The 6,332-nt window shown below is 57.8% G+C and carries 7 protein-coding genes; 1 reads left to right on the top strand and 6 read right to left on the bottom strand.

The annotated features are described in order from the left end of the window. Positions 1-174: 174 nt before the first annotated feature. Positions 175-357, top strand: a complete 183-nt coding sequence (locus tag GR197_RS32745) for a hypothetical protein (RefSeq protein ID WP_164009656.1) — start codon at positions 175-177, stop codon at positions 355-357. 226 nt (positions 358-583) lie between these two features. On the opposite strand, the gene GR197_RS12090 is transcribed toward GR197_RS32745, so the two are convergent. From GR197_RS12090 to GR197_RS12065, 6 genes are all read right to left on the bottom strand, one after another. Further along, complete coding sequence (locus GR197_RS12090) at positions 584-1,120, bottom strand: hypothetical protein (protein WP_164009654.1); 537 nt, start codon at positions 1,118-1,120, stop codon at positions 584-586. Positions 1,121-1,307: 187 nt separating this feature from the next. Further along, positions 1,308-1,784 (bottom strand): hypothetical protein, encoded by a 477-nt coding sequence (locus GR197_RS12085; RefSeq protein WP_164009652.1) that lies wholly within the window; start codon positions 1,782-1,784, stop codon positions 1,308-1,310. 84 nt (positions 1,785-1,868) lie between these two features. Then, positions 1,869-2,948 carry an ABC transporter ATP-binding protein gene (locus tag GR197_RS12080; RefSeq protein ID WP_164009650.1) on the bottom strand — a complete coding sequence of 360 codons (1,080 nt, stop codon included), beginning with the start codon at positions 2,946-2,948 and terminating at the stop codon, positions 1,869-1,871. Between the two features lie 16 nt (positions 2,949-2,964). Continuing rightward, positions 2,965-4,014: a carbohydrate ABC transporter permease gene (locus GR197_RS12075; RefSeq protein ID WP_164009648.1), complete on the bottom strand. Its 1,050-nt coding sequence runs from the start codon at positions 4,012-4,014 to the stop codon at positions 2,965-2,967. Then, complete coding sequence (locus GR197_RS12070; RefSeq protein ID WP_164009646.1) at positions 4,011-5,048, bottom strand: carbohydrate ABC transporter permease; 1,038 nt, start codon at positions 5,046-5,048, stop codon at positions 4,011-4,013. Before GR197_RS12070 ends, GR197_RS12075 begins: the two co-directional genes overlap by 4 nt. An 11-nt stretch (positions 5,049-5,059) precedes the next feature. Then, positions 5,060-6,319: an ABC transporter substrate-binding protein gene (locus tag GR197_RS12065; RefSeq protein ID WP_164009644.1), complete on the bottom strand. Its 1,260-nt coding sequence runs from the start codon at positions 6,317-6,319 to the stop codon at positions 5,060-5,062. Positions 6,320-6,332: the final 13 nt, after the last annotated feature.

The following is a 6,332-nucleotide window of genomic DNA, read 5'->3' as shown; positions in this document are numbered from 1 at the left end:
CAGCGACGGCGGCGCTCAGGGCCGGACAGGACTTCTATCTTAGGACTGTGACTGGTCATAATGGGCACATTACCTCGCACACTTGTTAAGTGGGAGATCGTGTCCGGAGATTTACGGGGCTATTACACTTCCCTCGAGGTCGACGTGGCCTCGTTCAAACCGAAGGAGAACCGGATGGCAAACCAAGGTGGAACCCAAGAACAGCACGTCAAAGCTGGGCAGCAGAGTCACAAGAACGACTCCAACGCCCGCAGCTCCTCTTCAGGTGGCAGCGACGCGCAGTCCAACGGGACCCGCGGCGGCAGCCATGAACAGCCTGTAAAAGCTGGTCAACAGAGCCACAAGAACAGCCGATAAAGCTGTCTTGATTTGAAAATTCCCGGCTCGCGCTTCGGCCCGGGCCGTTTCTTTTGGACTTTTGCTAGCAGAGTGCTGAAAAGCCGCTGGCCTTGAACAGAACAATTCATCCGCTGGCTTATCGGGTTTGGCATCATTCATAAAATTGGATTGAACGACAGAAACTGACATTGTGAAATAGGCCGTCATTCGATTTTATTTCGTCTGCCATTCTTCCTCCGAGTATTTATTTATTCGGAAAGCGTCGCGTTAAAATGATAATGGAAACCACGCCTGAAATTAGCAAAACCGATCCTATGGTATTCAACCAATAAAACACCGTGAAAATCTCGTCCGATCCAAATATAAATTCGAAAGCGGCGCATTTTGCTCCGGTGCAGCGTGGGGATATATGCGCCATCACATAGTCACCGATCAACAAAGCTGGAGCTGGAAGCAAAACTATTGCGGCAAGCGTTGTGTGGCGCGCTCCGCCATCTAGCAAAACCGGTCCGGGATTGACCGCCGCATTGCTCATCGCCATCTGCACCAGAAGAAAGAAAAACACTGTGGCCATCACCTGCGACGCAACGAAGTGCTGCGTTGATACAGTTCCATTCAGGTAATATATAATGGACGCCAAAAATATACTCATTATCAGCGATGAGAATATAATTTCTTGTCGGTTGAATTTCTTTTCAAGAATGGATTTTAAATAAATATAACTCGCAACAATAGTTATTAAAATCGGATAGCAGCCAATTCCAAGGCGAATATCACTCACCAAAATCACATTTCTATTAGTATTGCTACTTAAAAGATCGGGCTTGCCACAGGTTTGCCGTCGAGAAAATTATCTACCAAATCAGAATTTATTAATCAAGTTTTAGTTGTAAAATCATGCGCTATCGTTTTGCTACTGGTGTGCAGAGAAATATCGCGATGACCTTAAATAAATTACGAGTCTTGGATTAAGTCTTCTGCCTTATCGTGTAGGTAATTCCCGCGTATCCATTTCTTGCATGAATCTCCAAGCTTAATCCTTCGATAGGCTGGCAACCGCTAAATGGCCAATCGATTGCGACATCCAAAGGATCGAAGTTCATTACCGAATACGATCCTTCTCCAAGCAGATACAGGCTGAGATAACTCATGCTTAGAGGATCATTCAATTCAACACCTGAGACCGGTTTCGAATTCCGTACTTCATAAGGTGGAACCCCACCCTCGCCGGATGCACAGACCTTGTCGAATTTGTATTCACTATTTTTTAAAATATCCCGAAACTGAAACTTTCCTTCACCGTTGCTCCAAAAATAAAAATTCAAATAATTCGGCTCAGCAAAAATGTAATTCGGCCGATATGGCGGAGAATACAGATACGCACCGACATAGAAAGAAAACGCTACAGACACAGCAACCAATAAATTTCGAAATACCGTCACCACGAACCCTCAACTCCTGCAATTTCGACAATAAAAACTCTTGCTGGAATTAATACTCTCTTTCGCAATTTTCTAGCGATTCGCGCCTCAGGACAAACGCCGGCCGTCCTCGCCGAAGAGGTGCAGCACGGCGGGGTCGAGATGCAGCGGCAAGCTGTCGCCTGATTTCATCCGTTGCTGGCCGGCAAAGACGGCAATCAACTTCTTTCCACCTGCGTCGGCGTGGACGACGGTCTCCGAACCCAGTTCCTCGACAAGGGTGATGCGGGTGTCCAGCTTTTGCGCGGCAGTTCCATCGGCAAGGGTGATGTGCTGCGGCCGGATGCCGATGCTGACCCTTTCGCCGGCTGGGCGCACCTCTTTGGCAACCACCGAGAGACGATGGCCGCCGACGGTTTCGACCTCGGCGAAACCGTTCTCATGGCCGATAATCGCACCTTCCAGAAAATTCATGTGCGGCGCGCCGATGAAGCCGGCGACGAAGCGGTTGGCCGGCGTGTTGTAAAGTTCCAGCGGCGTTCCCACCTGCTCGATCCTGCCGCCTCGAAGCACGACGATGCGGTCGGCAAGCGTCATCGCCTCGACTTGATCGTGGGTGACGTAGATCATCGTTGCCTTCAGGCGGGCGTGAAGGGCGGCAAGCTCGGCGCGCATGCTCACTCTCAGCTCGGCGTCGAGATTGGAAAGCGGCTCGTCAAGCAGGAAGGCGTCCGGGCGGCGGACGATGGCGCGGCCGATCGCGACGCGCTGACGCTGGCCGCCGGAGAGCTGGCCCGGACGGCGCTGCAAGAAAGGCTCGATCTCCAGCATGCGGGCGGCGTCAGTGATGCGCGCTTCGATCTCGGCCTTGGCCACCTTGGTATTCTCGAGACCGAAGGCGAGATTTTCGCGCACGCTCATATGCGGATAGAGCGCATAGGACTGGAAGACCATGGCAAGGCCGCGGTCGGCGGCGCCGATCTCGGTGACATCCGTGCCGTCGATGGCGATGGTGCCGGCAGTCGGCTTGTCGAGGCCGGCGATCAGGCGCAGCAGCGTCGACTTCCCGCAACCGGACGGGCCGACGAATGCGACGAACTCGCCGTCGTTGACGGCAAGCGAGACATCGCGGATGACCTCGACGGCGCCGAAATTCTTGACGATGTTCCTGAGCTCGAGCCCGCTCATGCACTCTCCTGTTTGACTATTTGAGTCCCGAGCCGGCAATGCCCGTGGTGATGAAGCGCTGCAGGAAGACGAAGATCAGCACCACCGGGATCATCGAGACGACCGTCATGGCGAGGATGTAGTGCCATTGCACATTGAGCTCGCCGGCATAGACGTTGAGGCCGACCTGCAGCGTATAGAGCTCCTTGCGCGACAGCACGATCAGCGGCCAGAGGAAGTCGTTCCAGCGCCAGACGACCGAGAAAATCGCCAGCACCGCCAGCGCCGGCGCCGACAGCGGCAGGATGATGCGCCAATAGATCTGCCATTCGCTGGCCTTGTCCATGCGCGCGGCGTCGATCAGCTCGTCGGGGATGGTCAGCATATATTGCCGCAGCAGGAAGACGCCGGTCGGGGTGGCGACCGTCGGCAGGATGACGCCCCAGAGGCTGTCGAACAGGTTCAGTGTGCCGATAACCGAATAGAGCGGCACGACGATCACTGAGAGCGGCACCATCAATGTTGCCAGGATCATCAGCATGACGGCGGTGCGCCCGGGGAACTGGTATTTCGACAGCGCGAAGGCGGCCATGGAATTAACCAGCAGCGTGATGGCCGTCGCGATGACCGTCACGAAGACGGAGTTGCGCAGAAAGAGGAAGAAATCGAAGCGCTGGAACGGCTCGGTGTAGTTGCCGGCGGCGAATTCGACTTTGCGCACCGGGGTGCGGTCCTTGATATTAGCCTTGACGATTTCACCCGGCTGTTTCGGATCGACCATCTGGCCGATGATGCCGATGCGGCGGACTTCGGCGAGCACCCGGCTGCTGCCATCTGGCATCGTCACGGTATAGAGCGGCAGCGGCTTGTCGTAGCCCGGCACGACGGCCTGTTCGGTGACATAGGGCAGGAAGGATGGCGGGAACTCCGCAAGGGCGGCCGGCGTCTTGAAGGAGGAAAAGACCAGCCAGACGGCCGGGCCGAACATCAGGAAGACGCCCGAGATCAGCCAGATCCAGGTGACGACATCCGTCCAGTGCCAGCCGCGGCCGCGGCGGCGCAGCAGGAACGAGCCGACGGCGCTCATTGGCGTGTTCCCTTCTTCTCGTTGCGGCTGCTGGCGCCAAGCTGGACCAGCGTCAGGATGACGAGCACGATGCCCATCAGGATCGAGGCGGCCGACGCAAGCCCCGGATTGCGCAACGAACTCGCAAAGCCGGTCTCGTAGATATATTGGGTGATGTACATGGTGCTGGTGCCCGGCCCACCGCCTGTGAGAACGAAGACCTCGTCGAAGATCTGCACGGCGCGGATCAGCGCCAGGACCAGGACGACGATGAGGTTCGGCATCAGCAGCGGCAGGGTGATGCGCCGGAAAATGCGGGTGGGGCTCGCCTTGTCCATGGCAGCAGCCTCATAGAGATCCCGCGGGATCGCCTGCAGGCCGGCGAGCAGGATCAGCGCGTAAAAGCCCATATGCGCCCAGACCGAGACGAAGACGGCAAAGAAGAAGGCCCAGAAACGATCGCTGAGCCAGGAGAAGGGTTCGAAGCCGAAGGGGCTCAGCGCGTAGTTCAGCAGGCCCTGGCGCTGCAGGATCCACTTCCAGATCAGGCCGACGACCACGGGCGACAGCAGCACCGGAAAGAAGAAGACGGCGCGCCAGAAGCCGCGATTGGAAAGCTCGCGGTTGAGGATCAACGCCGTTGCCAGTGCCGCGATCAGCATCGCCGTCACCTGGAAGACAACGAAGACGGCGGTGTTGCGCACGGCCGCCCAGAAGGTATCGGCGGCGCAGGTCGAAGGGTCGAGATAAGAGCCACAATCGAACAGGATGCGATATTGGTCGGCGCCGACATAGGTCCTGTTCTGCAGGAAGATGCCGCTGCCGCTTGTCGTCGAATAGAGGAAGTTGATGACCAGCGGCAGCAGCACGAAGACGGTGAAGATCAGCATGTTGGGCGCAAGGAAGACGCCCGCCATGCCGTTCAGCCCCGTCAGCTTCTGCCAGGCGCGCATGGGAACGTCAACCAGCCCCATGGCAAGCTGGACAGGCGCCGAGAGCGCCTGCCGCAGACCTGATTTCACCGGTGGTTCGGAAGAAACCGTCTTTCCCGCCATCTGTCCGCCCGTCAGTTGCCGGCAACCTTGGCCTTGATGTCCTCGTCGATGCGGGTATAGGCGTCGTCGAGCTTCATTTCGCCGGCGATCACTTGGCTGATGCGGGCGACGATGGCGCTGTAATAGGCGTCCGACCACTTCCAGCCCGGCAGCTTCATCGCCGGTGCAGCCGTCTGGCCGGCGGATTCGACGAAGGCCTTCAGAGCCGCCTGCACATGCGGATTGTCGGTCTTGAAGTCCATCTGGCCGGCAGCCACCGCCTTGTGCGCCGGAATGAACAGGCTGCGCTCGGCGAATTCCTTCTGCACGTCGGCGCCTGCCAGGTAATCCATTACCTTGGCGACGTCCTTCGGGTTCTTGGTGTATTTGACGGCGACCAGACCGGCGCCGCCCTGCATGCCGGTGCAGGCGGCTGTGCCGCACGGGCTTCCAGCCATCACCCAATCGAAACTGTCGCCAATCTTCTGGGCGAAGCCCGAGATCTGCCAACTGCCGGAGTAATAATAGGCAAGGCCGCCATTGATGAAGTCTTCGGCCGCGGCGCGATAAGTGGTGCCGGCAGCACTGACCCAGACATCCTTGTTGACGATGCCCTCCTCGTTCCACTTGACGAAGCGGCTGAGGAATTCCTTGGCGCCCTGATCGATCGGCGCCGGCTTACCGTCGGCGGCGATATAGTTGGCGCCATAGGAAATGTTCGGGCCGGAGACGCGGTGGCCGGAGCGGTCGATCGCCATGGCGAAGACCTTCTGGCTGTCGGCGACCTTTTTGGCGGCCGCCGCCCAATCATCCCAGGTGGCCTTCGGGCCGGGGATTTCGACGCCGGCCTGTTCGAACAGCGTCTTGTTGACGAAACCGCCGGTCAGCGTCAGCTGCGTCATAAAGCCGGTGATGGCGTTCGAGCCGTCGGGCCGCATCCAGTCGGCCTGGGCGCCGAAATTGTCGTCCCAATATTTCGCGTCGGCCAGCAGCGGGCGAAGATCGAGCCAGTGCTGCGCCTGCGCCTTCAGATTGGTGACGCGGGCGATGTCGGGCCCCTTCCCGGCTTCGAGCTGCACCGGCAGCTGTTCCTTGACGACGTCATAGGAGACCTCGTCGAGGATGACGTTGATGTCGGGGTTGGCCTTGGAGAAGCGCGCCAGCAGGTCCTTGACGACAGCGCCTTCGCCGCCGTCGGAATACCACATGATGCGCACGTCGCCGGCGTGCGCCGCAACGGAACTCATGAGAACAGCAGCCAAAGCCGCGCCGATCGATTTCATTCTGGTCATTTTCTCCTCCTCC

The sequence above is a fragment of the Rhizobium phaseoli genome, from assembly GCF_010668805.1.
Lineage (GTDB): Bacteria > Pseudomonadota > Alphaproteobacteria > Rhizobiales > Rhizobiaceae > Rhizobium > Rhizobium phaseoli_A.
This window is presented reverse-complemented; position numbering and strand designations above follow the sequence as displayed.

Coding starts and splice junctions, on each gene's coding strand:
- GR197_RS12080 (WP_164009650.1), bottom strand. CDS start 2,948: ATGAGCGGGCTCGAGCTCAGGAACATCGTCAAGAATTTCGGCGCCGTC.
- GR197_RS12075 (WP_164009648.1), bottom strand. CDS start 4,014: ATGAGCGCCGTCGGCTCGTTCCTGCTGCGCCGCCGCGGCCGCGGCTGG.
- GR197_RS12065 (WP_164009644.1), bottom strand. CDS start 6,319: ATGACCAGAATGAAATCGATCGGCGCGGCTTTGGCTGCTGTTCTCATG.
- GR197_RS32745 (WP_164009656.1), top strand. CDS start 175: ATGGCAAACCAAGGTGGAACCCAAGAACAGCACGTCAAAGCTGGGCAG.
- GR197_RS12070 (WP_164009646.1), bottom strand. CDS start 5,048: ATGGCGGGAAAGACGGTTTCTTCCGAACCACCGGTGAAATCAGGTCTG.